The organism is Streptomyces sp. NBC_01244, assembly GCF_035987325.1.
In the GTDB taxonomy this organism is placed as follows: Bacteria; Actinomycetota; Actinomycetes; order Streptomycetales; family Streptomycetaceae; genus Streptomyces.
In genome coordinates, this window is record NZ_CP108488.1 from 6,424,633 (window position 1) to 6,450,138 (window position 25,506).

27 protein-coding genes and 2 pseudogenes are annotated in these 25,506 nt (G+C 71.6%); 17 read left to right on the forward strand and 12 right to left on the reverse strand.

Annotation, left to right across the window (positions count from 1 at the left end; translation table 11 throughout):
• Positions 1-445: 445 nt before the first annotated feature.
• A complete protein-coding gene (gene mce, locus OG247_RS29095) occupies positions 446-889 on the reverse strand; it encodes a methylmalonyl-CoA epimerase (protein WP_327254982.1) in 444 nt (147 codons plus the stop codon).
• Between the two features lie 137 nt (positions 890-1,026).
• Here mce and OG247_RS29100 point away from each other — a divergent pair, with 137 nt between their 5' ends.
• From OG247_RS29100 to OG247_RS44895, 3 genes are all read left to right on the forward strand, one after another.
• Positions 1,027-2,223 carry an acetyl-CoA C-acetyltransferase gene (locus OG247_RS29100; protein WP_327254983.1) on the forward strand — a complete coding sequence of 399 codons (1,197 nt, stop codon included), beginning with the start codon at positions 1,027-1,029 and terminating at the stop codon, positions 2,221-2,223.
• A 109-nt stretch (positions 2,224-2,332) separates the two neighbouring features.
• Positions 2,333-3,328: a methylmalonyl Co-A mutase-associated GTPase MeaB gene (meaB, locus tag OG247_RS29105; RefSeq protein ID WP_327254984.1), complete on the forward strand. Its 996-nt coding sequence runs from the start codon at positions 2,333-2,335 to the stop codon at positions 3,326-3,328.
• 40 nt (positions 3,329-3,368) lie between these two features.
• Positions 3,369-3,443 (forward strand): 50S ribosomal protein bL37, encoded by a 75-nt coding sequence (locus OG247_RS44895; protein WP_099895366.1) that lies wholly within the window; start codon positions 3,369-3,371, stop codon positions 3,441-3,443.
• 92 nt (positions 3,444-3,535) lie between these two features.
• Here the strand turns inward: OG247_RS44895 and OG247_RS29110 are convergent, their stop codons facing one another.
• The 5 genes from OG247_RS29110 to OG247_RS29130 all read right to left on the reverse strand — a co-directional run bounded on the left by OG247_RS29110 (position 3,536) and on the right by OG247_RS29130 (position 6,901).
• Entirely contained in the window at positions 3,536-4,111 is a 576-nt protein-coding gene (locus OG247_RS29110) for a PepSY domain-containing protein (RefSeq protein ID WP_327254985.1), read from the reverse strand.
• A gap of 146 nt (positions 4,112-4,257) precedes the next feature.
• Entirely contained in the window at positions 4,258-4,734 is a 477-nt protein-coding gene (locus tag OG247_RS29115; RefSeq protein ID WP_327257676.1) for a MarR family winged helix-turn-helix transcriptional regulator, read from the reverse strand.
• 69 nt (positions 4,735-4,803) lie between these two features.
• Positions 4,804-5,601: an AIM24 family protein gene (locus OG247_RS29120; RefSeq protein WP_327257677.1), complete on the reverse strand. Its 798-nt coding sequence runs from the start codon at positions 5,599-5,601 to the stop codon at positions 4,804-4,806.
• An 11-nt stretch (positions 5,602-5,612) separates the two neighbouring features.
• Entirely contained in the window at positions 5,613-6,263 is a 651-nt protein-coding gene (locus OG247_RS29125) for an AIM24 family protein (RefSeq protein ID WP_327254986.1), read from the reverse strand.
• On the reverse strand, positions 6,263-6,901 hold the full coding sequence (locus OG247_RS29130) for an AIM24 family protein (RefSeq protein WP_327254987.1): 639 nt from the start codon (positions 6,899-6,901) through the stop codon (positions 6,263-6,265). Before OG247_RS29130 ends, OG247_RS29125 begins: the two co-directional genes overlap by 1 nt.
• A gap of 171 nt (positions 6,902-7,072) precedes the next feature.
• Between OG247_RS29130 and OG247_RS29135 the strand changes: the two genes are divergently transcribed.
• Positions 7,073-7,417 carry a DUF3817 domain-containing protein gene (locus OG247_RS29135; RefSeq protein ID WP_327254988.1) on the forward strand — a complete coding sequence of 115 codons (345 nt, stop codon included), beginning with the start codon at positions 7,073-7,075 and terminating at the stop codon, positions 7,415-7,417.
• A complete protein-coding gene (locus tag OG247_RS29140) occupies positions 7,414-7,710 on the forward strand; it encodes an MTH1187 family thiamine-binding protein (RefSeq protein WP_327254989.1) in 297 nt (98 codons plus the stop codon). The genes OG247_RS29135 and OG247_RS29140 overlap by 4 nt, the downstream gene beginning before the upstream one ends.
• Before the next feature lie 39 nt (positions 7,711-7,749).
• On the opposite strand, the gene OG247_RS29145 is transcribed toward OG247_RS29140, so the two are convergent.
• Positions 7,750-8,238, reverse strand: coding sequence for a hypothetical protein (locus OG247_RS29145; RefSeq protein ID WP_327254990.1), 489 nt, complete (start codon positions 8,236-8,238; stop codon positions 7,750-7,752).
• Complete coding sequence (locus OG247_RS29150; protein WP_327254991.1) at positions 8,235-8,564, reverse strand: hypothetical protein; 330 nt, start codon at positions 8,562-8,564, stop codon at positions 8,235-8,237. Before OG247_RS29150 ends, OG247_RS29145 begins: the two co-directional genes overlap by 4 nt.
• A gap of 164 nt (positions 8,565-8,728) precedes the next feature.
• Here OG247_RS29150 and OG247_RS44900 point away from each other — a divergent pair, with 164 nt between their 5' ends.
• The 3 genes and pseudogenes from OG247_RS44900 to OG247_RS29165 form a co-directional block, all read left to right on the forward strand.
• A complete protein-coding gene (locus OG247_RS44900) occupies positions 8,729-9,559 on the forward strand; it encodes an excalibur calcium-binding domain-containing protein (protein ID WP_442813445.1) in 831 nt (276 codons plus the stop codon).
• 59 nt (positions 9,560-9,618) lie between these two features.
• Positions 9,619-10,245: a C39 family peptidase gene (locus tag OG247_RS29160; protein ID WP_327254992.1), complete on the forward strand. Its 627-nt coding sequence runs from the start codon at positions 9,619-9,621 to the stop codon at positions 10,243-10,245.
• Between the two features lie 171 nt (positions 10,246-10,416).
• Positions 10,417-11,568 (forward strand): annotated as a pseudogene (locus OG247_RS29165) (glycosyltransferase family 2 protein); the annotation flags it as partial.
• Positions 11,569-11,849: 281 nt separating this feature from the next.
• Here OG247_RS29165 and OG247_RS29170 read toward each other — a convergent pair.
• Positions 11,850-13,412, reverse strand: a complete 1,563-nt coding sequence (locus OG247_RS29170) for a hypothetical protein (protein ID WP_327254993.1) — start codon at positions 13,410-13,412, stop codon at positions 11,850-11,852.
• A gap of 351 nt (positions 13,413-13,763) precedes the next feature.
• Here OG247_RS29170 and OG247_RS44905 point away from each other — a divergent pair.
• A pseudogene (locus tag OG247_RS44905) lies at positions 13,764-13,892 on the forward strand (DUF1929 domain-containing protein); the annotation flags it as partial.
• A 144-nt stretch (positions 13,893-14,036) separates the two neighbouring features.
• Here OG247_RS44905 and OG247_RS29180 read toward each other — a convergent pair.
• Both OG247_RS29180 and OG247_RS29185 read right to left on the reverse strand, forming a co-directional pair.
• Complete coding sequence (locus tag OG247_RS29180; RefSeq protein WP_327254994.1) at positions 14,037-15,062, reverse strand: glycoside hydrolase family 6 protein; 1,026 nt, start codon at positions 15,060-15,062, stop codon at positions 14,037-14,039.
• Between the two features lie 268 nt (positions 15,063-15,330).
• A complete protein-coding gene (locus OG247_RS29185) occupies positions 15,331-16,320 on the reverse strand; it encodes an ArsR/SmtB family transcription factor (protein ID WP_327254995.1) in 990 nt (329 codons plus the stop codon).
• 167 nt (positions 16,321-16,487) lie between these two features.
• On the opposite strand from OG247_RS29185, the gene OG247_RS29190 reads away from it, so the two are divergent.
• The 6 genes from OG247_RS29190 to OG247_RS29215 all read left to right on the forward strand — a co-directional run bounded on the left by OG247_RS29190 (position 16,488) and on the right by OG247_RS29215 (position 22,325).
• Positions 16,488-17,783 carry an MFS transporter gene (locus tag OG247_RS29190; RefSeq protein WP_327254996.1) on the forward strand — a complete coding sequence of 432 codons (1,296 nt, stop codon included), beginning with the start codon at positions 16,488-16,490 and terminating at the stop codon, positions 17,781-17,783.
• 21 nt (positions 17,784-17,804) lie between these two features.
• On the forward strand, positions 17,805-18,314 hold the full coding sequence (locus tag OG247_RS29195) for a MarR family winged helix-turn-helix transcriptional regulator (RefSeq protein WP_327254997.1): 510 nt from the start codon (positions 17,805-17,807) through the stop codon (positions 18,312-18,314).
• Positions 18,315-18,419: 105 nt separating this feature from the next.
• Complete coding sequence (locus tag OG247_RS29200; RefSeq protein ID WP_327254998.1) at positions 18,420-19,544, forward strand: MBL fold metallo-hydrolase; 1,125 nt, start codon at positions 18,420-18,422, stop codon at positions 19,542-19,544.
• Between the two features lie 72 nt (positions 19,545-19,616).
• Positions 19,617-19,946, forward strand: a complete 330-nt coding sequence (locus tag OG247_RS29205) for a DUF3817 domain-containing protein (protein WP_327254999.1) — start codon at positions 19,617-19,619, stop codon at positions 19,944-19,946.
• Positions 19,947-20,030: 84 nt separating this feature from the next.
• Positions 20,031-21,731: an acyl-CoA mutase large subunit family protein gene (locus tag OG247_RS29210; protein WP_327255000.1), complete on the forward strand. Its 1,701-nt coding sequence runs from the start codon at positions 20,031-20,033 to the stop codon at positions 21,729-21,731.
• 42 nt (positions 21,732-21,773) lie between these two features.
• Entirely contained in the window at positions 21,774-22,325 is a 552-nt protein-coding gene (locus tag OG247_RS29215) for a hypothetical protein (RefSeq protein ID WP_327255001.1), read from the forward strand.
• Here OG247_RS29215 and OG247_RS29220 read toward each other — a convergent pair.
• Positions 22,267-22,929 carry a TetR/AcrR family transcriptional regulator gene (locus tag OG247_RS29220; protein WP_327255002.1) on the reverse strand — a complete coding sequence of 221 codons (663 nt, stop codon included), beginning with the start codon at positions 22,927-22,929 and terminating at the stop codon, positions 22,267-22,269. The genes OG247_RS29215 and OG247_RS29220 overlap by 59 nt on opposite strands.
• Positions 22,930-23,181: 252 nt before the next feature.
• On the opposite strand from OG247_RS29220, the gene OG247_RS29225 reads away from it, so the two are divergent.
• Complete coding sequence (locus tag OG247_RS29225; RefSeq protein WP_327255003.1) at positions 23,182-24,189, forward strand: tetratricopeptide repeat protein; 1,008 nt, start codon at positions 23,182-23,184, stop codon at positions 24,187-24,189.
• 590 nt (positions 24,190-24,779) lie between these two features.
• Positions 24,780-25,409 (forward strand): DUF6230 family protein, encoded by a 630-nt coding sequence (locus tag OG247_RS29230; RefSeq protein ID WP_327255004.1) that lies wholly within the window; start codon positions 24,780-24,782, stop codon positions 25,407-25,409.
• The last annotated feature ends 97 nt before the right edge of the window (positions 25,410-25,506 follow it).

Consider the following 25,506-nt stretch of genomic DNA (forward strand, 5'->3'; position numbering starts at 1 on the left):
CCCCGGGGAATGGTGTCAGATACCGGGTCGGGCGATACAGGCCCCGACCCCGTCCCCGCACCGAACCCCGGCCGAGCCAAAGCCACTCTACCGGCCGGGGAAACGGGACATCAGTGCCCTCGTGCGGGAACCCCGGCGAGCTGACCCCGCGGAGATTCTCTCTTCGGGTCCGTGGAGTGCTGATTTGCGGTGTTCGAATGCATGTGTCCGGGCTGGAACGTACCGTCGTCGACGTGAAGCTCGTGGTGCAGGTCGAGCTGCTGCCGACGGCGCCACAGGAGTCGGCGCTCGCGGCGACCTTGCGCGCCTGCAATGAGGCGGCTTCACCTCCCGCACCTGCTCCGAGTGCGGCCGTGTCGACAAGGCGAACCGGGTCTCCCGGGCCCGCTTCGCCTGCCGGTCGTACGGCGCACCACGGCCAGTGGTGCGCCGTAACGCAAGCCCGTCAGTGCCGAGCCGTTGACTGGTCGGGGTTGCTCGTGACCAGTTCGGTGAGGACGCCATGGCAGTCCTTGGGGTGCAGGAAGGTGATGGAGGAGCCCATCGAGCCGGTGCGGGGCTGGTCGTAGAGGACGCGGACGCCCTTGCCGCGGATGGCTTCCGAGTCGCCCTGGACGTCCTCGGTGCCGAAGGCGATGTGGTGGACGCCCTCGCCGTTCTTGGCCAGCCACTTGCCGACCGCGGAGTCCTCGCGGGTGGGTTCCAGGAGCTGGAGGTAGGAGGCTCCGCCGTCGGAGGTCTCGTTGATCTTCAGCATGGCCTCGCGGACGCCCTGCTCCTCGTTGACCTCGGAGTGGAACACCTCGAAGCCGTACGTGGCACGGTAGAACTCAACCGTCGTGTCCAGGTCGAAGCAGGCGATCCCGATGTGGTCGATTCTTGTCAGCATGGACACAGTGCAGCGCTACCGGAGGCGGTTACGCAACGTGCGCGCGATCACACTGGCGGGCCGGTGACGGCACGGGTACCGCTCAGTACATTCGGGTAAACCCTCGTTCACTCCTCATCTTCAAGGGGCTGTGCTCCATGTCCGGAACGAACAACACCACGTCAGTGATCGTCGCCGGGGCCCGCACGCCCATGGGGCGACTGCTCGGCTCGCTGAAGTCCTTCTCGGGTGCCGACCTCGGCGGCTTCGCCATCAAGTCCGCGCTGGAGCGGGCCGGGATCTCGGGTGACCAGGTCCAGTACGTGATCATGGGCCAGGTTCTGCAGGCCGGTGCGGGCCAGATCCCCGCCCGCCAGGCCGCCGCCAAGGGCGGAATCCCCATGAACGTGCCCGCGCTCACCATCAACAAGGTGTGCCTGTCGGGCCTCGACGCCATCGCCCTGGCCGACCAGCTGATTCGCGCCGGGGAGTTCGACATCGTGGTCGCGGGCGGTCAGGAGTCCATGACCAACGCCCCGCACCTGCTGCCGAAGTCCCGTGAGGGCTTCAAGTACGGCGCCATCGAGATGCTCGACGCGATGGCCTACGACGGCCTCACCGACGCCTTCGAGAACATCGCGATGGGCGAGTCCACCGAGAAGCACAACACCCGCCTCGGCATCGAGCGGGCCCCGCAGGACGCGTTCGCGGCCACCTCCCACCAGCGCGCCGCCGCCGCGCAGAAGAACGGCGTCTTCGAGGCCGAGATCACCCCGGTCGAGATCCCGCAGCGCAAGGGCGAGCCGGTGGTGTTCTCCCAGGACGAGGGCATCCGGGCCGAGACCACGGTCGAGTCCCTCGGCAAGCTGCGTCCGGCCTTCGCGAAGGACGGCACCATCACCGCCGGCACCTCCTCGCAGATCAGCGACGGCGCCGCCGCCGTGGTCGTGATGAGCAAGGCCAAGGCCGAGGAGCTGGGCCTGGAGTGGCTCGCCGAGATCGGCGCCCACGGCAACGTGGCGGGCCCGGACAACTCGCTCCAGTCGCAGCCCTCCAACGCGATCCTGCACGCCCTGAAGAAGGAGGGCCTCGGCGTCGAGGACCTCGACCTCATCGAGATCAACGAGGCCTTCGCGGCGGTCGCCGTGCAGTCGATGAAGGACCTCGGCGTGACCCCTGAAAAGGTGAACGTCAACGGCGGCGCCATCGCCCTGGGTCACCCGATCGGCATGTCCGGCGCCCGCGTGGTGCTGCACTTGGCGCTGGAGCTCAAGCGCCGCGGCGGCGGGGTCGGTGCGGCCGCCCTGTGCGGTGGCGGCGGCCAGGGAGACGCCCTGATCGTCCGCGTCCCGTAGGGGAGGGGCGGCCACCCGGCCGCCCGCACCCGTAGCCGCACCCGTAGCCGTACCCGTACGAGGCCCGCGGGACCCGCGAGACCCCCGAGAAGCAAGGAGCGCAGCAAGAATGACGGCGGTGGACGTCCCCCAGCTGGTGGCCCAGGCCCGCGAGGGCAGGCCGCGAGCGGTCGCCCGGCTGATCTCGCTGGTCGAGGGGGCGTCCCCGCAGCTGCGCGAGGTGATGGCGGCGCTGGCGCCGCTCACGGGCAACGCGTACGTGGTGGGCCTCACCGGCTCCCCGGGCGTCGGCAAGTCCACGACCACCTCGGCGCTGGTCTCCGCGTACCGGCAGGCCGGCAAGCGGGTCGGCGTCCTGGCCGTCGACCCGTCCTCGCCGTTCAGCGGGGGCGCGCTGCTCGGCGACCGGGTGCGGATGTCGGACCACGCGTCCGACCCGGGGGTCTACATCCGCTCCATGGCCACCCGCGGCCACCTGGGCGGACTCGCCTGGGCCGCCCCGCAGGCGATCCGGGTGCTGGACGCGGCCGGCTGCGAGGTGATCCTGGTCGAGACCGTCGGGGTCGGGCAGTCGGAGGTGGAGATCGCGGCGCAGGCCGACACCTCGGTGGTGCTGCTGGCCCCCGGGATGGGCGACGGGATCCAGGCCGCGAAGGCGGGCATCCTGGAGATCGGCGACGTCTACGTGGTGAACAAGGCCGACCGGGACGGCGCGGACGCCACCGCCCGGGAACTGAACCACATGCTGAGCCTGGGGGAGTCCCGGGGCAAGGGCGACTGGCGGCCGCCGATCGTCAAGACGGTCGCGGCGCGCGGTACGGGCATCGACGAGCTGGTCGAGGCGCTGGAGAAGCACCGGGCGTGGATGGACGAGCGCGGGGTGCTGGCGCAGCGGCGTACGGCCCGGGCCGCGCGCGAGGTGGAAACGATCGCGATCACCGCGCTGAGGGCCCGGCTGGCCGACGTGCACGGCGACACCCACCTGGAGGCCCTGGCCGGGCGGGTGGCGGCGGGCGAGCTGGATCCGTACGCGGCCTCGGACGCGCTGCTGTCGACCCTGACGGAAGCGCCGGAACCGGATGCGGAGCCCGCGGGCCGGTCATAGACTGGCGAACGCCCGGAATGCCCCGACGCAGGGAGGTTTCATGGCGAAGCGCGGCAACAAGAAGCGAGCCCGCAAGAAGAAGAAGGCCAACCACGGAAAGCGTCCCAACGCCTGACCGTGAGCACGGAACGACCACATACGGAAGCCGCATCCCGTCCACGGGGTGCGGCTTCCGTACACCCGGGCCGGGCCCGGCCGGGCCTGGGCCTAGCCGTTGTCGTCGTTCTCGTCGTTGTCGTTGTCGTTGTCCGAGTGGGACACCGTGGCCTTGCCGGACGTGGGGTCGACGTGGACGTTCGTCGTGCTGCCGCCGGACTTGACCTCCACGTCCCAGTAGGTCTTGTTGTTGTCGTCATCGTCGTCCCACTGCACCGACCACACCTGGCCGGGATGGGCGGCGACCGCGGCCTTCATGGCCTGCTGGGCGGTGACCTTCGCGGCGACCAGGGCGGCGTCCTCGTCCCCGTCGTCGTCGTTCTCGTCCGAGTTCTCGACGGCGACCGATCCGGTGGCCGCGGTGACGAGCAGCTCCGTGTTGCCGCCGTCCTTGCCGATCACGTTCACGTGCCAGACCGAGCCGTCCTTGTCGAGGGACTCGATGACTCCGGGGTGGCTCTTGAGGGCCGCCGCGGCGGCCCCCTCGGCATCGACCGCGGCGCGCAGGGGCGCGGAGACGCCGCCGGTGGCCGCTTCGGCCGTGGAAGCGGCGGCGGCCGCCACCGGCCCTGCGACCAGCAGGGCCGCGGCGACCGCGGCCGACGAGACGTACAGGGTGCGCTTCATGGCATGACCTCCTCAGGCCGGCCATGGCGCTTACGGTTGCTCGGCGGCGGCCGGCGAGCGAGCGTTACCGCCCATTCTCCGGCCCGCGGCCGAGGACCGCCGCTCGGGACGAGCCCGCGGCCCGGCCCGGGGCCGTCCGGCCCGGCTCAGGCCTTGCCGCGGCCCGCGCGCAGGTGCTCGGCGACCGGTCCGAGCGCGGCGCGCAGCGCGGCGATGGCGTCCGGGGTGAGCAGGTCGATGAAGTGCCGGCGGACGGACGCCACGTGGTGCGGGGCGACCTTGCGCATCGTCTCCATGCCCTCGGGCGTGAGGACGGCGTAGAGCCCGCGGCGGTCGGACTCGCAGTTCACACGGCGGACGAGGCCCGCCGATTCCATGCGGGTGATCTGGTGGGAGAGCCGGCTCTTGGACTGCAGCGTGGACGTCGCGAGATCGCTCATCCGCATCCGGTGTTCCTCGGATTCGGAGAGGTTCACGAGGATCTCGTAGTCGTTGTTGGTGAGCCCGAACGGCTGGAGGTCCTTTTCCAGCTGGTGACTCAGCAGCCGGCTGACGTCCAGGTGGGTGCGCCAGGCGCACTGCTCGGCGTCGTTCAGCCAGGGGGTGGCCGTCTCGGTCTCGATGGTCTCCATGAAAGAACTCTACCTAAGAAGTTGAATTGCGTACAAAAATGCGGCGGAATGAGAGGTTCCCTACAGCCCGAAGCGCCTCTGGAGATCGCCCAGCTGCCCCGGCATCCGCGGTACGCCGCTCTGCCCCATCGGCCCCTGTCCGGGCACGCCCTGGGCGTTGCCCGTGGCCGCGCCGGGGCCGACGGTGCCGACCGCCTGCTCCGCCATCAGCATCTCCGAGGACTGGAGCAGCACCGTACCCGCGCCGACGAACTCGAACTGGTGCTCCTCGCCCGAGGAACCCCCGATGCCCGTCAGCGAGCGCAGGCCGCCGATCACGCCCGACATGTACTTGTGGTCGTAATGGTGACAGGGGGAGGGGCAGTCCGCCCAGCCCACCAGCGCCTGCGGGTCCACGCGCAGCGGCGGCTCCATGAACACCACCGGCCCGTTGGAGGCCGCCACGAACTTGCCGGTCCCGATCAGGGTGAGGAAGCCCGGCACGATCGACTGCTTGAGGGCGAGCGTGGGCTGGTACGCGAGCAGGTTGCCCGACCGGATGGTCAGGTTGCCGTTGTCCAGGTCGTACGAGTTCACGTCGAAGGCCCGGTCGGCGAGCAGCATCTTGCCCTGGCCCTCGGCCACCACCCAGTCGCTCGCGTGCAGTGGCGAGTGGAAGCTGGTGCGCAGCAGCCGGTCGAACCGGCCGTGGCCGATGCCGTTGAACTCGATGCGCCCGTAGTAGGCGATCATCTTGCCCTTCTGCAGGAACCACTGGCTCCCCTTGAGCTCCACGCAGAAGGTGTAGGCGTTGACGTTGTCGTCGGACGGCAGGGTGTACGGGTCGAAGACGGTCGGACCTCCCGGTCCACCGGTCACGGGACCAAAGTTCACAACTTCTCCTCTGAGGCCTGTACGTACACCGCACCCTGCCCGGACAGCTCCAGCTGGAACGCCTCGCCCGAGCCGCGCCCGACCATGTCCCGCCAGCCCAGCGCCGTGGACAGCTTGTTGCGGACCTCGCCGTGGTGGGCGACGTAGGCCTGCGGGTCCACGTGGATCGGGCGGCCGGGGTGGATCGGCAGCTCGATGACCCCGCCGTGGGCCATCACGGCCACCGAGCCGTGGCCCTTGAGGGTGGTGGTGAACAGGCCCTGGCCGGTCACCTGGCCGCGGACCATGCCCATGACCCCGCCCTGCGCGCCCATGAACATCGTGCCCTGCTGCAGGGTGCCGTCGAAGGCGAGCAGCCGGTCGGCCTCCACGTAGAGCGTCTCGCCGGTGAGGCTGATCACCTGGATGTGGTGGCCGCCGTGGCCGAACATCACGGTGCCGCTGCCCTCGACCTCCATCAGCGGGGTCTGCTCGTTCGCCACCCGGCGCCCGATCATGCCCATCACGCCGCCCTGGCCGCCGGTCAGGCTCGGGGTGAAGGAGACCTCGCCGCGGTAGGCGAGCATCGCGCCGCGCTGGCTGTACATCTTCTGCCCCGGTACGACCTGGGCCTCGACCATCTTCGAGTTGATCTCGCGGAACGGCATCAGACGTCGCCCCCGATGGTGTTGCGCTCGCTGGGCTGCACGTACACCAGGCCCTCGCCCTCGAAGCGGATCTGGAAGGACTCGCCGGAGCCCTCGCCGATCAGCGTGCGGAAGTTCACGCCGGACTGGAAGGACTGCTGGAGGTTGCCGGTGTGCGCGATGTACGCCCCCGGGTCGACGGAGAGCGGGTACTGGGCGCTGACGCGCAGCACCACCGCCGGGCCGTCGGACATGATCGCCGCCTGCCCGCTGCCCTCGACGGTCGTGGTGAACAGGCCGTTGCCCGTCGATGCACCGCGCAGGCCGGTGAAGGTGGTGCCGGTGCGCAGGCCGGCGTCGGTGCACAGCAGGTTGCTGGACTCGACGTAGAGCTTCTCGCCGCGCAGATCGACCAGATTGATCTCACTCGCCCGGTCGGCGAAGAAGCAGGTGCCGTGACCCTGCACTTCCATCACGGTCATCTGCTCGCCGGTGAGCCGCCGGGTCACCATTCCGCGGAGGCCTTCGCCGCCGCCGGTCATCTTCTTGAAGGCCACCTGGCCGTCGTACGCGACCATGGAGCCGTTTTTCGCTTTCACGGCGTCCCCGGTCAGGTCGACGGCGAGCACCTTGCTGCCTTGGAGTCGGAACTGAGCCACGGGAAGACGTTATCCGCAGCGGGCGGCACCGAACAGGGCCCGTTGGCCGATATCCGTCACGGTTCGGCACGGTCCGCCCCGGTCCGCAGGGACCGAGGGCCCCGCGCCAAGATCGCCCGGGGCGGCTGAGACACTGGGACGGACCCCCGGCATCCACCGCGAAGGTTCCACGTGGACATCAAGACCGCTTCCGCCCTGCACCGGCTGCGCCTCATCTCCGTACCGGAGGCGCTCTCGTTCCCGGCGCTGCTGATCTTCGGCTCGGTGCTGAGCCGGATCTCGGACATCGACTACCTGATGATGCCGCTCGGCATCATCCACGGGATCCTGTTCGTCATCTACGGCGTCTTCCTGCTGGACGTCTGGTTCAAGGCGAAGTGGCCCCTGAAGAAGGTCGCACTGTTCTTCCTGCTGGCGCTGATCCCCTTCGGCGGGCTCTACGGCGACCGCCTGCTCAAGCGCGACGAGACGGCCGGCGTGCTCGCCGCCCGCGCCCGCGAGGCAGCCCGCGCATGATGATCGCGTTCTCGGTGACCCCGCTGGGCGTCGGCGAAGAGGTCGGCGAGTACGTGGCCGACGCCGTCCGCGTCGTCCGCGCGTCGGGGCTGCCGAACCACACGGATGCCATGTTCACCACCATCGAGGGCGAGTGGGACGAGGTGATGGACGTGGTCAAGCGCGCGGTGGCCGCCGTGGAGGCACGCGCTCCCCGGGTCTCCTTCATCCTCAAGGCCGACATCCGCCCCGGCGTCACGGACGGCATGACGTCCAAGATGGAAACGGTGGAACGCCACCTCGCCGCGGGCTGACCGGATCGCGGGACCCGTCCGATCGCACGTCGCGTCGGCTCACACGGCGTGGACGTGCACGTCGGGCGGATTGAGCACCGACAGGTACGCGGTGATGTCCTCGGGGTCGCTGGTGAAGATCACCGCACTGCCGTGCTTCGCGGCGGCCAGGGCCACGGCGGCGTCCACTGCGTCCGGCCGCTTCTTCGGGGGGAGTCCGGCCTCCCCCAGGGCGGTACCGACCCGGCGCCAGTCCGCCGGGTCGAAGCCCGTCGCGCAGGCGATGCACTCCGGACGGCCCGCCCCGGTCTCGCGCATCGGCGGGGCCGAAGTCCGCGCCTGCGGCACCGCGCAGTCCTTGAGCATCGTGGCCAGCGCATGGACCAAGGTCGGGTGGGGGCGCCACACCTGTGCCAGCACCGGCCCCAGGACCAGGGCCCGGTGCGGGGTCTCCTTCATGGCTTCATGCAGATGGAGCGCTTTGGCCTTGCGGTCGGCGAGAGCGATGAGCATCCCGGTGTCGTAGACGGGGACCCGCCCCGCGCTCACGCGGCTTTTCCGGGACGCGCACCGGATCGATCCGCCCCGTAGACGAGACCGAGGGCCGCTTCGACCTCTCGCCGCTCCTGTTCCGTCAGTTCCGGGACGGCCGCGTCCGCCTGCGGTGCGTTCGCGGCCTCGGCTTCTGCCGCCGAGATCAAGGCGTCCACGTCCGCGAACTGCGCCTCTATGGCCTCGGTCTCGGCCATCTGGCGCGTCGCCGCGTGCACGAGGTACGCGGAGACGTCCAGGCCGGCGTGCTCGGCGTGCCGCCTGATGCGCTCGGCCTGCTCCTGCTCGAGGCTGATGCTGATCCTGGTCTTGGCCACAGCCACAGCCGCAGCGTATGACGCGTATTACGCCTCGCCAAGACAGGCTCACCCCGTGACGCCGTCGTGTCCGGGACCGATCCGGGGTCAATCCCGCGTACCGATCGGTACAACTTTCACATTTATGTACGCTCGCCGGGCCCGGCACGCATCAGCAGCAAGGACACTCCGTGAGCTACCCGCCGCCGTACCCCCACCCGCATGCGCCCGTACGGCGTTGGTGGCACCATCCGGCACTGATCATCACCCTGCTCGTCGTCTTCCCGCCCGGTGGCATCGCCCTCGCGTGGACCAGCGGCTGGAGCAAGGGCAAGAAGATCACCGCCACGGTCCTCGCCGGGCTCTGGTTCTTCGCCCCCTTCCTGGGCGACCCGCCGGAGAAGACCGGGACCGACGCGAAGCCGAAGGCCGCGGTCACGTCCGAGGCCACCGTGACGACCACGCCTTCGGCGACCGCGGCGGCGGTGCCTTCGGCGACCGCGATACCCGCGTCTTCGGCGACCGCGGCCCCGGCTCACCCGAAGATGCCGATGGTCGTGGGTCTCCCCTTCGCCGGGGCGACCGAGACCCTCAAGCCGATCGGGCTGAAGTCGGTCGAACCGGAGAGCGCGTACACCGACGTCACTCTGCCCGCGACCGTGGGCGACTGGAAGGTCTGCTTCCAGGACCCGGCCGAGGGCAAGGAGATCCAGGCTCCGAAGACCGTGGGCGCCCGGCTGAAGGTCGTGGCACCCGGCACGGCCTGCCCGGCTGCGGCGGGCGGCAGGCTGCATCCGGACCCCGAACCCACTCCCGAAGCGCCGGACGACGGGGACGACTCGGGCGGTTCCTCCTCTGGCGGTTCCTCCTCGGGCGGTTCGTCCACCGGTGGTGGGGGCGGCAGCGTGTACTACAAGAACTGCACCGCCGTCCGCGCCGCGGGAGCCGACCCGATCCGTCGCGGCGACCCCGGTTACGGCCGCCATCTCGACAGGGACGGTGACGGCGTGGCCTGCGAGTAGCGGGCCCGTCCCACGGCCGCCGAGGCCGGGGCATCTCGCGTAGAGCAGACTTCGGAGGCATGACCGTCTCCACGATCAAGCACGCCGTCCCGTACTACTCCCAGTGGGAGTCCGCCGCGCTGGTGCCCGAGTTCGTCGCGGGCGCCGACGCGGCCCGGGATCCCCTGTGGTCCACCTCGGGCGCCGACTCCCCCGAGGAGTACGCCTTCTGGGCGCCCCGCATGTGCGGAGTGGCCTGCCTGCGGATGGTGCTGGGGAGCCTGGGGCTCCCGGTGCCGCCCTCGGTGGAGCTGGTGAAGGAGCTCAGCGCGGCCGGGGCGTACGTGCGGGACGGGGACGCGGTGAAGGGGCTGATCTACCGGCCGTTCGCCGAGTACGTCACCGCCCGCTGGGGCCTCGACGCCCGCTCGGCGCCCGTACTGGACCACCGGACCGTCCGGGACACGCTCGCCGGGGGCGGGATGGCGATGCTGTCGGTCCATTGGGCGATCCGCACCCTGACCCCCGTGGTGGAGGCCAGGGGCGGCCACCTGGTGCTCGCCGTCGGGGCCACCGAGGACGCCGTCCTGGTGCACAATCCCTCCGGCTTCCCCGACGGATCCCAGCAGTACGCGCCCGTCCCCTGGGCCGACCTGGACCGCTTCTACGCCGGACGCGGCATCCTGCTCGGCGGCCGGGCCGGCTGAGGGGCGCGGCCGGGGCCCCGGCGTCCGCGTAGAAGCGGTGCGGTGACCCGTTCGGCCCTGAACGCAAGGGCACGGAACGGAACCGCCCGGGTGGGTGCACCCCGTTCGACAGGCCGAGGCATCTCCCCTTTCGTTGGGATACGTACCTCGGTTTCGAGCGCTGGAGGAACCGTGCGGCAGGAAGCCTTCGACTACGAGACCCACAGCCGGCTCGCCGGCCCCTGTGAGGAGCCGGATCCCGCCGCCTACCGGGTGCGCTACCGCTCCCTCCTCGCACGCGAGGACCTCCGGACCCGAATACGGGCCGTCGCGCTCATGACGCTCGCCCCCGTCGCCGCCACCGGTCTGCTCCTCTACCTCGTCTGGCCCACGCACCGGACCGTCCGGGAGGGCGGCGAGGGATGGCTGGTGCGGCTCGACGCCGTGATGCTCGGATCCGTCGCCCTGATCATGCTCTTCATGGTGGTCAACGTGATCTCGATCGCCCACGCCACGATGGTCGCCCGGGACCCGGTCCCGGTCCCCGCCGAACCCGGCACCCGCGTCGCCTTCCTCACCACCTACGTCCCCGGCAAGGAACCCCTCTCCATGGCGGCCGCCACCCTGCGCGGGGCCGTCGCCGTCCGCCACGACGGGCCGCTCGACGTCTGGCTCCTCGACGAGGGAGACGACCCCGGGGCCAGGGAACTGTGCGCGGCGCTCGGAGTGCGCCACTTCACCCGCAAGGGCGTCGCCGAGTGGAACACGGCCCAGGGCGCCCACCGGGCGAGGACCAAGCACGGCAACTACAACTCCTGGCTCGCCCGGCACGGCGCCGACTACGACTACTTCGCCTCCGTCGACACCGACCACGTGCCGCTCCCGCAGTACCTGGAGCGGATGCTCGGCTTCTTCCGCGACCCCGACATCGCCTTCGTCGTCGGCCCGCAGGTCTACGGCAACTACACCGCCTCGGTCACCAAGGCCGCCGAGTCCCAGCAGTACCTCTTCCACGCACTGATCCAGCGCGCGGGAAACCGCTACGGCGCCCCCATGTTCGTCGGCACCAACAACGCCGTCCGGATCAGCGCGCTGCGGCAGGTCGGCGGGCTCTACGACTCCCTCACCGAGGACATGGCCACCGGCTTCGAGCTGCACCGGAGCAGGAACCCCGCGACCGGACGGTTCTGGCGTTCCGTCTACACCCCCGACGTGCTCGCCGTGGGGGAGGGGCCGAGCACCTGGACCGACTTCTTCACGCAGCAGCTGCGCTGGTCGCGAGGGACGTACGAGACCCTCCTGCGGCAGTACTGGCGCGGCTGCTTCCGGATGCCCCCGGGCCGCTGGGCCACAAGGTCCCGCCCCACGAGCCCGCCGACTCCGGCGGGGATGGTGCTCGGTGGTGGCGGGGTTGGCGAGGCCAAGCTGGCCACCGCTCGGACTGCGGTCGTGGACCTCAAGGGGGCCTTGCCGGGCCCTCTGCTCGACGGCCAGGCTGCCGCGGGGGGCCACTACCCCAGCAGCATGCTGCTGCCCGACGACGCCGTCTTCGCCACGGGCGGCTCCGCCGACTGCCGGGGCCGGGGCGCCAGCGATATCCGCAAGGCGCAGTTCTACTACCGTTCCTAGCGATCTTGGCCGCTGTCGGCCGAATCGCTGCAAACCGGTCTGGCCGGTTGTCTCCCCGAACGGTTTTGGGGGACGGGGAACAGCGCGAGCTGGTCGCTTCGGTCCCGGCAGGTCTTGCCACCCGGATTGGGTGTGCCTGTGGTCCTTGGCGGGCTCGTGGTCCCGCGTGCCCTCGGTGCGGTGCCGGTCTGGCCGGTAGCTCTCCGCGCGACGATCCTCTGGTCGTGTGCGGTCACACCTGGCCGACGCCGTGTCCCGTGTCCGAGGGCGCGCCTGCCGATCGCCACCGAGGCCGCATGGTGGCCAGTGACGAGCGTGGTCTTCGATTGCTTCTGGAGTGGAGCCTTCCAGTGCTGGGCTCCCCAGCGGGAGGTGTAAGCGGGGTCGACCGCGGCCACGATCAGGCCGGCGTGGTGGGCCATGCCGGCCAGCCGGTCGCGGAAGCGGGCGGTCGGTAGTCCGGCGACAGTGCGGCGGAACGCCTTGCCGCGCTTACCCCGGCCCATGGTTTCCCGGCCGGTGGCGCGGGCCTTCGTGAAGCCGAGGTTCTCGATCGCCAGACCAGCACAGCCGTGCTGGTGCGCGAGGCGGATGAGTTCGGCGATCGCGGCGCGCAGACGTCCGTCGCGCTGAGATGTGGGGCCGGTCAGGTCGGTGGGTACGGTGATTGGCCGGCCGACGGGGTTGCCGTGGGCGTCGACGACGCAGGCGGCGAGGTGCCCGGCGTTGAGGTCCACGGCCAGCAACCGGACGCCAGCTGCGGCCAGCTCGGCAGGAGTCGGCAGAGGCGCTGTCGGGGTCGACCAGGAGGCGTCGAGGTACCAACGGCCACGTTCCGTGTCGCACACGATGTCGTAGCGCACGGCCTGGTTGGCGCATAGCCGGTCCAGCCACTCCTCGCGGCGGTGATTGAAGGTGACGGTGCAGGCGAGCCGGTACCGGCCGCGCGGTGCATTGGCGAGGTGCCTGAGCGGTTCGGGCAGGACGATCGTGGCCGCGCCGTCAGAGGGATCGACGGTGATCGTGTAGTTCCCATGCGGCGCACCGGACTCCCCGTCGGCGGTCACGAACATGCGCTGCGCCTCCCACCGTTCCCGCCACTCGGTTTCGGTAAGCCCGGCGGTGGCAAGGTTGTGCCGGGTCTTGGCGAGCCGTCGACCACCGCTGACGATCGCCGGATGCCCGGTCTCGATCCGCCGCTCCACCTCCACCAGACGTGCGGTGAGGACCTGCGACCGGCGCTGCTTCTGCGCCCGCTCGGCCCGGCTCGGGTAACCCCGGACGCCAACCACCCGTTGCCCGCACGGCACCGCCAGACGCTGACTGATCTTCGCGATGGCCCGGCGCAGCGAGGCCCGCTCATCGAAGAGACACTGCAGGGACAGCTGGTACTGATCCTCACTTGCGCGGGTGATCGCCCCTGCCCACCGGGACGACGACACCCTCGTCAGCACACGTTTACGATCCGCCCGCCTGTTCTCCTTCACCGGCACCCTGCCGATACGGACACGCTCAGCCAGATCAGCACGGGAATACCGGCCCAGATGTTCACCGACCATCCGCACAACCTCAGCATCACCGGCGGACAGGCGCAGACGATCCCGGATCCGCGCACCCGCAGGCGCCGCCACCGTGAACGGATCAGCCAGCGTGCGCAGTACACGCTTCCGCCGACCCCCACTACGCACCACCAGCCACCCCTCCCCATCCCGCAACGGCACCAACGTTCACCACTCACACTGGCGTTCCGACCAAGACCGTATGTCGATAGCACCTCACGTTCACCCGTACGGGCTATTCGATGACCAGTCGCGGACAACAATCGAAATCAATAGTTGGCTACCCGCGCACCGACACCTTTGTGGCCGCCGCGGCCCTCCCGGGCCGAGCGGATCCAGCGGGCCCGGCTGATGCGGCCGAGCGCGGTCACGCACACCACCGACGTGGAGCAGCGCTCGATCGAGCTCGGGCTGGAGAAGACGGCCGGCACGGTGACGGTCACCGTGCCCGCCGACCCGACGCTGGTGCCGCCCGGCTGGTACATGCTGTTCGTGACGGACGCGGACGGCACCCCGTCGGTGGCGAAGTGGGTCCGGGTGCGGCCGGCTCCGGAGCCCCCGCCGTCACCGGCGTCGCGGGACGGCTGGCTGAGTTAGGGACGCGGGTTTGACGACAGGGCCTAGCTAGTCCGTGGAGCGGCGGGCCAGGCCCAGGGCGTAGTCCGGCCACCACTTCCCGGCCGTGGGGCCGCCGCGGCAGGTGCCGTCCGATTCGCCCGGCCGCTTGACCCAGAGGTACGCGTCCACGAGCGGGTCACCCGTCCCGTCGGTCGGGGGCGTGCCCAGCGCCCGGCCCGGCGGGTTGCACCAGGCCTGGCCTCGGTCGCCCTCGAGCGGGCCGTCGCCGTTGCGGCTGGTGTCGATGACGAAGTGCTTGCCCTTGGTGGCCCTGGACAGGGCGGCGCCGTACTCCCGTCCGGCCGCGCTGGGCTGGAAGTTGGAGACGTTGAGGGAGAAGCCGTCGGCGCGCTCCAGCCCCGCCTCGTACAGGGGATCGACCAGCTTCTTCGGGTCCGGGATCCACGCCGGGTTGCCGGCGTCCAGGTAGACCTTGGTGTTCTTGTTGCGCTTGAGCCGGTCGACGGCCTCGGAGAGCAGCCGCAGGCGCTCGTCGCGGTGGTCGGCCCGGGTGCAGCCGTCCACCAGGTGCGGGACCGCGTCCGGCTCCAGGACGACCAGGGCCTTGGTGTCGGCGATGTTGTCGGCAAAGGCGCCGATCCAGCTCCGGTACGCGGCTGCGTCCCGGGCACCGCCCGCCGAGTGCTGCCCGCAGTCCCGGTACGGGATGTTGTACGCGACGAGGACCAGCGTGCGGCCCGCCGCGCGGGCGCTCGCCCTGGCCCGGCGGATTTCGGGGCCGGGGTCGCCGGCCGGGCCCCACAGGGCCATCGGCCGGTCGGCGATGCGGCGCAGCACCTGGGCGTCGCTGTTGCGGCCCTGCGCCTCCCAGGCGGCGACCTGGCGGGCGGCGTCGCTCTGCGGGTCCACCCAGAACGGCGACTCGTCGACGAGGCCGACCCCTGCCGGGGGGTGGGGCGGGGCGGATTCCGGCCGCGCGGTGGGGGCGGGCGTGCAGGCGGCTGCCGCCGTCAGAGCGAGGGCTGCGGCGAGGAGGGTGGCGGGGTGGCTGCGGGTGCGGCGGGCTGGCATCCGGCTTCCTCGGGGCGAAGGGGTGAGCGGCTGCGGGCCGGGTCATCGTGACATAACGGGCAGTTGGGGTGGGGTGCGACACCGCCGAGTGCGGCCGGGTGGGGGGAGGGCGAGGGGGGAGGGGGTGGCGCTGCGCGGTGCTGTCCCCTACCCGCCCTTCGCCCATCCCCAGACTCCGTCCGGGGGGACCCCCAGCCGGGCTGTGCCCGGACCTCCTCGGGGGCTCCGCCCCCGGACCCCCGCTCCTCACACGCCGGAGGGGCCGGATTCACCCCGGCGAAGCCGGATTCGTCAGGGCGATGGCCAGCGGGGTGCGTTCGTACAGGATCTGGTGGCCGTGGCGCGCGGAGATGAGGAGGCCGGCTTCCTGGAGGGTTTTGAGGTGGGCGGAGACGGTGGAGGGGGCCAGGGACAGGCGGTGGGCCAGGGCGGTGGTCGAGGCCGGCTCGGTCAGGGCGCACAGGACGTCGGCGCGGGCGCGGCCCAGCAGCCGGGCCAGTGCCCGCGGGGCCGGGCCGGCCGGAGCCGTCCACAGGGCGCCGATGCCGCGGGCCGGGTATACCAAGGTCGGCTGCCACGGCGGGTCGTAGCCGCCCACCACCTCCGGCCAGACGAAGGCGCTCGGCATCAGGAGGAGCCCCTGGCCGTCGAGGGAGCGGTCGTGGTGGCCCCGGCGGGCGATGCTGAGGGTGTTCCCCGACCAGTGCAGATCCGGGTGGAGGCCGTCGAAGAGGGCTTCCAGCCCGCCCGCGGCCAGCCGCCGGGAGTGGAACAGGACGTCCGCCTCCAGCAGGGCGCGCAGCCGCGGCCAGTGCGGGGCGACCAGCGCCCGCCAGGCCTGCTCGTAGAGGTCGGCCAGCTCCTGGACCGCCCGTTCGGGGTCGTCCAGCATCCGCCGGCCGGCCGCGCTCTCCGGGGCGCCCGGGGTGCAGACCAGGGAGCGCCGCAGGTCCTCCCGCGCCGCCTGCGGATCGGCGGCCCGGACCCGCGCGAGCTCCTCCTCGAAGGTGACCGACGGGCCCGTCGGGGGCGGGCTGAGGAAGTCCGGATTGTGTCCCGTGCGCGGCATCAGCAGCCACAGCGGCCGCAGGTCCAGCCCGGCGGCCGCCGTGCGGATCCCGCGGAGCCAGGGCAGGTGGTAGGCGTGGCGCCGCCGGTCCAGCAGGACCCGTACCGCCTCCTGGGTCTCCCAGCGGGGCGAGATCGAGAACCGGCAGCGCAGCAGGTCGGCGGGGCCGAAGCGGAAGTGGAAGGGCACGGGTCCCTCCGGGGGTGGGACGGGGCGGACGGGGCGGACTGGGCGGGCGACGGGGTGCCGGGCGGCGGTGGGCGGTAGGCGGTGGGCGGTAGGCGGGCCGGAGGCGGGTGATTCGGGTGAGGACGAATCTCTGGCACCCCAGCCTAGGCGCCGCCACGGTGCACCGTATGACCACCGCCAACCAGGGCGCACCCGCCGCCGAGCCGCATCCCGTCCCCGGGCCGCCCGAGCGGCCCCCCGCGCCGGAACCCGCCGGATACCGGGCCGTCTTCCGGGTCGGGGAGTTCCGGCCGGTCTTCGCCGCGCACCTGCTGTCCGTGCTCGGCGTCGTCATCGCCGAGATCTCCCTCACCGTCCTCGTCTACCGCGCCACCGGCTCCCCCCTGATGAGCGCGCTCACCTTCGCCCTCGGCTTCCTCCCCTACGCCCTCGGCGGCACCCTCCTCGCGCCGCTCGCCGACCGGCTCCCCGCCCGCCGGGTGCTCGTCGGCTGCGACCTCGTCTGCGCGGCCTGCGCGGCGGCCATGGCCGCGCCGGGCACCCCGGTCGCCCTGCTCCTCGTACTGCGCTGCGCGATGGCCTTCGTCGCGCCGCTGTTCCAGGGCACCCGCAGCGCCTCCCTCGCCGACGTTCTCGGCGCCGGGGACGCGTACGTCCTGGGCCGCTCGCTGCTGCGCATGGTGGCGCAGAGCGCCCAGCTCATCGGCTTCGGGCTCGGCGGGCTGCTGCTCACCGTGCTGGCCCCGCGCGGGGCCATCCTCCTCACGGCCGCCGGTTTCCTCGGCTCCGCGGTCCTGCTGCGCCTGGGGACCCGGGCCCGGCCCGCCCGGAGCGCCGGCGCCGGCGCGCGGGTCTCCCCGCTCGCCGGGCTGCGCGCCGTGCTGGGACACCGCCGGCTGCGGGCGCTGACCCTGCTGTCCTGGCTGCCGCCGCTCTTCGTGGTCGTGCCCGAGGCACTGCTGACCCCGTACGCCACCGGCCTCGGCATCTCCACCGCCGGGCTCGGGCTGCTGATGTGCGCGATGCCTGCCGGAGCCATCGCCGGGGAGGTGTGGGCGGGCTCCGCGCTCACCGCCCGAACGCGTTCGCGGATCACGGCCCCGCTCGCGGCGCTCTCGCTGCTGCCGCTGCTCGCGTACGCCGTCCGGCCCGGCCTGCCGCTGCTGCTGGGGGTGCTGGTCCTGGCCGGGCTCGCCCACGCGTACACCCTCGGGCTCGACCAGTGGTACGTCGAGGCCGTACCCGAGGAGCTGCGCGGCCGGGCGATGACCCTGCTGAGCACCGGGCTGATGACCCTTCAGGGCGTCGGCATGGCGCTCGCCGGACTCGCGGCGGAGTTCCTGTCCGTCCACGTGGTGGTGGCGTCGGCCGCGGTGTTGGGCACCGGGGTCGTCCTGCTGCTGCTCGCCGAGGTGCGCCGGACGGACGGGCCGAAGCGTGAGACGGATCCCGCGGCCAAATGACCGCCCGGTAGGGTCTGATGCGTGGCCAAACCGCTCAGCCTTCCCTTCGACCCGATCGCCCGCGCCGACGAACTCTGGCAGCAACGCTGGGGTCCCGTCCCCTCGATGGCCGCGATCACCTCGATCATGCGGGCGCACCAGATCCTGCTCGGCGAGGTCGACGCGGTCGTCAAGCCGTACGGTCTGACCTTCGCGCGCTACGAGGCGCTGGTGCTGCTGACCTTCTCCAAGGCCGGCGAGCTGCCGATGTCGAAGATCGGCGAGCGGCTGATGGTGCACCCGACGTCGGTGACGAACACGGTGGACCGGCTGGTGAGGTCCGGCCTCGTCTCCCGGCGCCCGAACCCGAACGACGGGCGAGGCACCCTCGCGTCGATCACGGACAAGGGCCGCGAGGTGGTCGAGGCGGCCACGAAGGCGCTGATGGAGATCGACTTCGGGCTGGGCGCCTACGACGCCGAGGAGTGCGGGGAGATCTTCGCTCTCCTGCGCCCGCTCCGGGTGGCCGCGGCCGACTTCGACGAGAGGTGACCCTCCTCGCCCGGGCCCCCGTCCCCCTGGTCTGACGCGGGCGGCGCCGTCCCCGGTGGCGGCGTAGGCTCGGCAGGGGTGCCCGGACTGGACCGCGGAGGGCCTATGACCGCGCTCGGTGACCTGATCGAGATCGACGACCGGACCCTGCTGGTCCTCGGGCAGGGGCTGGACCTCGCCCACGGGCAGCCGGACGTCGCCAATGCCCTCGTGCACCGGGTCGGCGACACCCTCGTGGTCGTCGACACCGGTGTCACCACGGCCTTCCGCACGGCGCTGCTGGAGGCGACCGGCCGCGTCGGCCCCTGGTCCCGGGCCCTGGTGCTCACCACGCACGGCCACCTCGACCACGTCGGCAACAACGACCTGGCCGACGGCCTGGGCGTACCGGCGGAGCACTGGGTCCCCGCCCCCGACCTGCCGCAGATGCGGGACCCGGGCGAGTACTGGGTCCGGGCCTTCGAGCGGGCCGCCGGGGCCGCGGCGCTGCCCGACCCGGGGCGGACCGCGGCCGGGCTGGTCGCGCTCTTCCGGCCGATGCGGCCCTTGGGCACGAAGACCCGGACCTACGAGGAACGGCCGCTGGAGCGGATCCGGATCGGTCCGCTGCGGTTCACCGGCTGGACCTTCGCCGACGGCGCGGTCCGGGTGCTGCGCAGCCAGGGCCACTGCGCCGGGCACGTGATCGTGCACCTGCGGGACGCCGGCGTCCTGCACCTGTCCGACGAGGGCAACGGGCCCTGTGGTGCGATGGCCGACGCCGACCAGCTCAAGATCCAGACCGTCCTGGCCTCCGCGGCCCTCCTCTTCGAGCGGGGAGAAGCGGAGCTGCTCACCGACGGGCACACCTTCGCCGTGCGCCGCCGTGCCGAAGCGGCGGCCTACCTGGAAGGCGTACTGGAGCAGGCCACCGCGCTGCAGGGGGTGGCGCTGGGGCTGACCGGGGAGGGCGCGCGGGTCCGGCCGGGCGCGTTCGCGGGGGCCGTCGCGGAGCTGGGCATCGGCGGGGCCAACCCGAACGCGCTGTTCACCGGCATGGTGGCGGTCAACCTGCTCCACGAGCTCGGTCTGCGGCCGGAGTCCGGCGCCGTCGACGCGCCCTGGTCGAGGCCCCCGCTCCGGAACCCGGAGCCGAGTCCGGAGCCGAACCCCGAGCCGGCCCCGGAGTCGAACCTGCAGCCGGCCCCCGAGCCGAACCCCGCGCCGGCCCCGCCGCCCGGCTCCGGCTGACCCGGGCGCGCGGCGGGGCACCAACCCGGCCCGCGTCAAGATCGTGCAAACCGGACGGCTAGGCTCGACGGCATGAAACGAAGCGTGCTGACCCGCTACCGCGTCATGGCCTACGTGACCGCGGTCATGCTCCTGATCCTCTGTGCCTGCATGGTGGCGAAGTACGGCTTCGACACCGGCGCCGACCTGACCTTCGCGGTCTCGCAGGCGCACGGTGTGCTGTTCATGGTCTACCTGGTGTTCGCCTTCGACCTGGGCTCCAAGGCCAAGTGGCCGTTCGGCAAGCTCCTGTGGGTCCTGGTCTCCGGCACCATCCCGCTCGCCGCGTTCTTCGTGGAGCGCAAGATCCGCGCCGAGGTCGAGCCCCTCGTCGTCGGCGATCCGGCCGCCGCCCGCGCCTGACCTCAGATGATCCACCCGCCCCCGGGGCGACTCCCCGGGGGTTGGCCATCGACATTTACTAGGACGTCCTAGTAAATTCAGAGCATGGACGCTGACGCCATTGAGGAAGGCCGCCGTCGCTGGCAGGCCCGGTACGACAAGGCCCGCAAGCGCGAGGCCGATTTCACGACGCTCTCCGGCGACCCCGTCGATCCCGTCTACGGACCCCGGCCCGGCGACTCGTACGAGGGCTTCGAGCGCATCGGCTGGCCGGGGGAGTACCCGTACACCCGCGGCCTGCACGCCACCGGCTACCGGGGGCGGACCTGGACCATCCGGCAGTTCGCCGGGTTCGGCAACGCCGAGCAGACCAACGAGCGCTACAAGATGATCCTGGCCGCCGGCGGCGGCGGGCTCTCCGTGGCCTTCGACATGCCCACCCTGATGGGGCGCGACTCCGACGACCCCCGCGCGCTCGGCGAGGTCGGCCACTGCGGGGTCGCCATCGACTCCGCCGCCGACATGGAGATCCTCTTCAAGGACATCCCGCTCGGCGACGTGACCACCTCCATGACGATCAGCGGCCCCGCCGTCCCCGCCTTCTGCATGTACCTGGTGGCCGCCGAACGCCAGGGTGTCGACCCGGCCGTCCTGAACGGGACGCTCCAGACCGACATCTTCAAGGAGTACATCGCCCAGAAGGAATGGCTCTTCGAGCCCGAGCCGCACCTGCGCCTCATCGGCGACCTCATGGAGTACTGCGCGAACGGCATCCCCGACTACAAGCCGCTCTCCGTCTCCGGCTACCACATCCGCGAGGCCGGGGCCACGGCCGCGCAGGAGCTCGCGTACACCCTCGCCGACGGCTTCGGGTACGTGGAGCTGGGCCTCTCGCGCGGGCTGGACGTCGACCACTTCGCGTCCGGGCTCTCCTTCTTCTTCGACGCGCACCTCGACTTCTTCGAGGAGATCGCCAAGTTCCGCGCCGCCCGCCGCATCTGGGCCCGCTGGATGAAGGAGGTGTACGGGGCGAAGTCCGACAAGACGATGTGGCTGCGCTTCCACACCCAGACGGCCGGTGTCTCCCTCACCGCCCAGCAGCCCTACAACAACGTCGTGCGCACCGCGGTGGAGGCCCTCGCGGCCGTCCTCGGCGGCACCAACTCGCTCCACACCAACGCCCTCGACGAGACCCTCGCGCTGCCGAGCGAGCAGGCCGCCGAGATCGCCCTGCGCACGCAGCAGGTGCTGATGGAGGAGACGGGCGTGGCCAACGTGGCCGACCCGCTGGGCGGCTCCTGGTACGTCGAGCAGCTCACCGACCGCATCGAGGCCGACGCCGAGAAGATCTTCGAGCAGATCAAGGAGCGCGGGCTGCGCGCCCACCCGAACGGGCAGCACCCGATCGGCCCGATCACCTCGGGCATCCTGCGGGGCATCGAGGACGGCTGGTTCACCGGGGAGATCGCCGAGTCGGCCTTCCAGTACCAGCGTTCGGTGGAGAAGGGCGACAAGCGCGTCGTGGGCGTCAACGTCCACCACGGCTCGGTCACCGGGGACCTGGAGATCCTGCGGGTCAGCCACGAGGTGGAACGCGTACAGGTCCGCGAGCTCGCGGAGCGCAAGGCCGGCCGGGACGACGCGAAGGTGACCGAGGCGCTGGACGCCATGCTGGCCGCCGCCCGCGACGGGTCGAACATGATCCCGGCCATGCTGGACGCGGTGCGCGCCGAGGCCACGATGGGCGAGATCTGCAACGTGCTGCGGGACGAGTGGGGCACGTACACGGAGCCGCCGGGCTTCTGACGCCCCGCCCTGATCCAAAAGACACGCTCTAAGGTGGCGGCCATGACAGGCCGCCACCTCCCCGTCCCCGTGTACGGGGTGACCGCCCGCGTGCTCATGCAGACCAACTGCGGGCCGTACGCGTACATCGCCGCAGACTTCGAGCCGCCGGGCCGGGGCGGGCTGACGGAGGTCCTGAACGCCGTCCCGGCGGAGCGCCGGCTGCCCGGGGTGTACCTCTCCTGCGTGCGTGCGGGCATCGTGCGCGGCCTCGACGGGGTGGCGGCCTCGGTGCTGCTCACCGACGCCCGTGTCCACGAGGTGGACTCCTCGGAGTACGGCTACCGGCTCGCCGGGCTCGAAGCGGGCCGGGCGGCCCTGGTGGCCTCCGGCCTGCTGCCGCCGGAGGAGGCCGACAGCCTGCGCTGGGCCGACTGGCCGGGGCGCCCGAGGCCCTGGCCGGGCCACAATCCGCGCTCGGAGGCGCTGATCGCTGCGGCGCCGGCCTGGTGCGAGGACTTCCTGCCCCTGTCCGACGGCGGCCGGCCCGCCGTGGTCACTCCGCCGGTGCGGGGCCGGAAGGGCCGGCGGCGGAACCCTGGAGGCCGTACATGAGCAGGGCCGTGAAGGTGGCCACCCACAGTTCGTCCACCGGCTCGGAGCTGACCAGCGCACGGTGGACCACCGTGCCCGCGATCACGTCGAAGATCAGGTCCGTGGTGTGGGAGGCGAGGGACTCGTCCTCCTCGTAGGGGAGTTCGCCGCGGGCCTGCGCCCGTTCGCGCCCCAGTACGACGAGACGTTTCTGCCGGTCCACGATCGCCGACCGGATCCGGTCCCGCAGGGCCTCGTCCCGGGTGGACTCGGCGACGACAGCCATCAGGGCGGTACGGGCCTCCGGGCGCCGCAGCAGCGCCGCGAACTGGAGCACCACGTACTCGATGTCGGCTTCGAGCGAGCCCCTGTCGGGGAGTTCGAGGGAGTCGAAGAGCTCCGCGACGGCGTCCACGACCAGCTCGCTCTTGCCCGACCAGCGCCGGTAGAGGGTGGTCTTCGCGACCCCGGCCCGCGCCGAGACGTCCCCCATCGTCAGCTTCGACCAGCCCAGCTCCACGAGCGCGTCCCGGGTCGCGGCGAGGATCGCGGCGTCCGCCGCGGCGCTGCGCGGGCGGCCGGTGCGGCCGGGCGGGCAAGAGGTGTCCGAGCTGGGGTTGCGCATGGCCGAGACCATACCCGCCGGTAGCAGAGCCGATCGGCCCCCCGGGCGTGTGGTTCAGATCACGGGGCGGGGGCGGGCGGGGGGAGTTACGCTACGACTCGTAGCGTAAGAGCGACAACCACGCGAAGAGCTACCGGCGCCAGGTGGGGACCCGGCGCCACAGCACGACGGTTACGGCACGACAGGTACCGCGATCGGTTCGTTTCGGCCGATCTTTTTCGTCGGCGCGCGCACTCGGGGGAGGATGTACGCATGCAGCCCAGAAACATGTCCATGAGCGGCGTCGTCGACCTCGCCGCGGTGAAGGCGGCCGGCGAGGCCAAGGCCAAGGCGGAGCAGGCCCGCGCCGACGCGGCCCGGAAGGCCGCTCAGGGCGGTGCGTCCGCGCCCGCCGGGGCGGTTCCGCCGTCCGCGCTCGTCTTCGACACCGACGAGACCCGCTTCGAGAGCCACGTGGTTCCGCTCTCCGGCGAGGTCCCGGTCATCCTCGACTTCCGCGCCGAGGGCTTCGAGCAGGGGCAGGAGCTGAGCCTGCTGCTGGAGCGGCTCACCATCGAGGCGAACGGCCGCCTCGCGCTGGCCGCGCTCGACGTCGCGGCCAACCAGAACCTGATCCGCGAGTTCCGCATCCAGGCCCTCCCGGCCGTCTTCGCCGTGGTCGCAGGCCAGGCGATGCCGCTGTTCCAGGACTTCGCGTCCGAGGGCGAGGTCCGCGGGGTCCTGGCCCAGCTGGTCCAGATCGCAGAGGAGCGCTTCGGGGTCGTCGGCGTCGAGGTGGACCCCGGCGCCGAGGGCGCCGCCGCCCCGGGGCCGGGCGCCGTGGAGGCCGAGGAGCCGGCCGGTCCGTACGACGCGCTGCTCGACGAGGCGATCGAGGCGCTGGACGCCGACGACCTGGACGGGGCGGTGCGCGCGTACAAGAACGTGCTCGCGGCCGATCCCTCCAACACCGACGCCAAGCTGGGCCTGGCCCAGACCGAGCTGTTCGTCCGGGTCAAGGACATGAACCCGCAGGCGGTGCGCGCCGCGGCGGCCGAGAACCCGCGCGACCCGGCGGCGCAGATCGACGCGGCCGACCTGGATCTGGCCGGCGGTCACGTGGCGGACGCCTTCGGGCGGCTGGTGGACACCGTGAAGGTGACGTTCGGTGACGACCGGGACGCGGTGCGCGTGCGCCTGCTGGAGATGTTCGAAGTGGTCGGTCCGGACAGCCCGCTTGTCACCTCGGCGCGCACGGCGCTCGCGAGGGTGCTGTTCTAGACCGGCACAGGACCGACACAGCACCGGCACATGCCGGTGATTTGTTGACACGGAGATAAACAACGGCCGCGCTTTGCCAAAACTTGGCAATCGCGGCCGCTGTTACTCGCAGTAAATCGAACCCCGTGAACTGTCCGGTGTGTTCACTCTTCCCCCGGTCTGTCGTGGCCCTCGGTGACACCCTGTGTTGCTGCCCGACAGGGGCAGGACTCCTTCGGGTTATCTGGCCGTTACCCGCCAGTAACGAACCCCCTTGTGCCCCGGCCGTGAATGGACCACGATCGGCGACGCTCGGTCCTTCCCGCAGAGCCGCTCATCCGGAGCCGCGGTGGAGGGTCCCCACCGGGCCGGCCGGTGGCAGTGGCACCGGCCGTGGGACAGGGGGGTCTCCGTCACACGGCGGGGCCTGTCCTCCAGGTTGCGCGAACGCGTGGCCAAGTGGTTGTCGCTCGGGGGTGAACGCCGGTGTACGGACGCGGCATTGCCGCGGCTCGGCCGCTCGCGCTCCTTCCCGAGGACGTAGCACTTCTCCCATCCCAGGACGGGCACCGCCCGGACCGGAGATGTACGTCCGAGAAGGAGGAACGAACATGATTTCCCAGATTCGTGGCGGGACCAGATGGAAGCGCTTCGCGCTCGTCATGGTGCCGAGCATCGCTGCCACGGCGGCGGTCGGAGTGGGTCTGGCGCAGGGTGCCCTCGCGGCGTCCTTCAGCGTCTCGGGCCAGGACTTCAAGGTTTCTGCCGACAAGCTCGACGGCAAGGACCTGATCCAGTACGGCGGCGTCGCCGAGGGGCACGACCTCAAGGGCAACCCGGCGCACCACCCGGTCACCATCTCCGGGTTCAGCCACGCCGAGATCACCAACATGTGCCAGTCGCTGGTCACCCCGACGCCGCTCGGCAACATCACGCTGAAGCTGACGACGGGCACCAAGGCGGGCAAGCCCGCGGTGGCCGACAACATCTACCTGGATGTTGCGGAGCTCGACACCGACGCCGAGTTCACCAACCTGGACATCGGTGTCGCGGTCGGCGACCCGTCCCACAAGACCAAGCCGCAGGCCGGCACGGTCGCCAACAAGTACGCGTTCTCGCAGCGTGCGGACCGCGCGGTGCTGTCGAACGTGCGCCAGAAGGCGTGGGCGACGACGGCGGGCACCTTCAAGCTGCCCGACCTCAAGCTGCGCCTCCTCGGTGGCGACCAGCCCTGCTACTAGGACGAGAAGTAGTCGTTCCCGGTGCATAACCGGACGGGTGGGCGGTGACGGCAGTGGTCGCCGTCGCCCGCCCGTCCGGGCTCCACATAGTTCTCAG

What these genes read in the sequence shown, in the direction of transcription:
- OG247_RS29140 (WP_327254989.1), top strand. Translation starts at nt 7,414, where the DNA reads ATGATGATCGCGTTCTCGGTGACCCCGCTGGGCGTCGGCGAAGAGGTC.
- OG247_RS29180 (WP_327254994.1), bottom strand. Translation starts at nt 15,062, where the DNA reads ATGCCAGCCCGCCGCACCCGCAGCCACCCCGCCACCCTCCTCGCCGCA.
- mce (WP_327254982.1), bottom strand. Translation starts at nt 889, where the DNA reads ATGCTGACAAGAATCGACCACATCGGGATCGCCTGCTTCGACCTGGAC.
- OG247_RS29125 (WP_327254986.1), bottom strand. Translation starts at nt 6,263, where the DNA reads ATGCCGTTCCGCGAGATCAACTCGAAGATGGTCGAGGCCCAGGTCGTA.
- OG247_RS29100 (WP_327254983.1), top strand. Translation starts at nt 1,027, where the DNA reads ATGTCCGGAACGAACAACACCACGTCAGTGATCGTCGCCGGGGCCCGC.
- OG247_RS29200 (WP_327254998.1), top strand. Translation starts at nt 18,420, where the DNA reads ATGACCGCGCTCGGTGACCTGATCGAGATCGACGACCGGACCCTGCTG.
- meaB (WP_327254984.1), top strand. Translation starts at nt 2,333, where the DNA reads ATGACGGCGGTGGACGTCCCCCAGCTGGTGGCCCAGGCCCGCGAGGGC.
- OG247_RS29220 (WP_327255002.1), bottom strand. Translation starts at nt 22,929, where the DNA reads ATGCGCAACCCCAGCTCGGACACCTCTTGCCCGCCCGGCCGCACCGGC.
- OG247_RS29215 (WP_327255001.1), top strand. Translation starts at nt 21,774, where the DNA reads ATGACAGGCCGCCACCTCCCCGTCCCCGTGTACGGGGTGACCGCCCGC.
- OG247_RS29190 (WP_327254996.1), top strand. Translation starts at nt 16,488, where the DNA reads ATGACCACCGCCAACCAGGGCGCACCCGCCGCCGAGCCGCATCCCGTC.
- OG247_RS29170 (WP_327254993.1), bottom strand. Translation starts at nt 13,412, where the DNA reads ATGGTCGGTGAACATCTGGGCCGGTATTCCCGTGCTGATCTGGCTGAG.
- OG247_RS29230 (WP_327255004.1), top strand. Translation starts at nt 24,780, where the DNA reads ATGATTTCCCAGATTCGTGGCGGGACCAGATGGAAGCGCTTCGCGCTC.
- OG247_RS29225 (WP_327255003.1), top strand. Translation starts at nt 23,182, where the DNA reads ATGCAGCCCAGAAACATGTCCATGAGCGGCGTCGTCGACCTCGCCGCG.
- OG247_RS29160 (WP_327254992.1), top strand. Translation starts at nt 9,619, where the DNA reads ATGACCGTCTCCACGATCAAGCACGCCGTCCCGTACTACTCCCAGTGG.
- OG247_RS29110 (WP_327254985.1), bottom strand. Translation starts at nt 4,111, where the DNA reads ATGAAGCGCACCCTGTACGTCTCGTCGGCCGCGGTCGCCGCGGCCCTG.
- OG247_RS29205 (WP_327254999.1), top strand. Translation starts at nt 19,617, where the DNA reads ATGAAACGAAGCGTGCTGACCCGCTACCGCGTCATGGCCTACGTGACC.
- OG247_RS29210 (WP_327255000.1), top strand. Translation starts at nt 20,031, where the DNA reads ATGGACGCTGACGCCATTGAGGAAGGCCGCCGTCGCTGGCAGGCCCGG.